Origin of the sequence: Pseudomonas juntendi, assembly GCF_009932375.1 — a bacterium.
GTDB classification, from domain to species: Bacteria; Pseudomonadota; Gammaproteobacteria; order Pseudomonadales; family Pseudomonadaceae; genus Aquipseudomonas; species Aquipseudomonas juntendi.
Window position 1 is genome coordinate 1 of record NZ_BLJG01000542.1, and the last position, 429, is coordinate 429.

Annotated in this window: 2 protein-coding genes; both read left to right on the top strand. The window is 67.1% G+C overall.

Annotated elements, in window-relative coordinates; all coding sequences use genetic code 11:
• On the top strand, nucleotides 1–132 hold a 132-nt coding region (locus GYA94_RS27165), incomplete at its 5' end, for an ATP-binding protein (RefSeq protein WP_161893501.1).
• Nucleotides 132–429, top strand: a 298-nt coding sequence (locus GYA94_RS27170; protein WP_161893502.1) for a response regulator, incomplete at its 3' end; no start/stop codon positions are given. The genes GYA94_RS27165 and GYA94_RS27170, both read left to right, overlap by 1 nt.

A 429-nucleotide genomic window follows, 5' to 3' on the forward strand; every position in this document is an offset into this window, starting at 1 on the left:
GGGCTGGCGGTGGTCAAGGCGGTGGTGCGGGCGCACCAGGGCAGCCTGAGCCTGCGCTCCAAGGTCGGTCGCGGCACCTGTGTACGGGTCGAGTTGCCGTTGATCGACGGGCAGTCGGCGGAGGGTGTGTAATGGCGATCAAGGTGCTGCTGGTCGAGGACGACCGCGTATTGCGCCAGGCCCTGGGTGACACGCTGGCAATCGGCGGCTTTGCCTACCAGGCAGTCGGAAGTGCCGAGGAAGCCCTGGAGGCCGTGCACGATGGCGCCTTCAGCCTGGTGGTGAGCGATGTGAACATGCCCGGCATGGATGGCCACCAGTTGCTCGCGCAGTTGCGCCGCCAGCAACCACAGTTGCCGGTGTTGTTGATGACCGCGCATGCGGCGGTCGAGCGTGCGGTGGAGGCCATGCGCCAAGGGGCTGCCGATT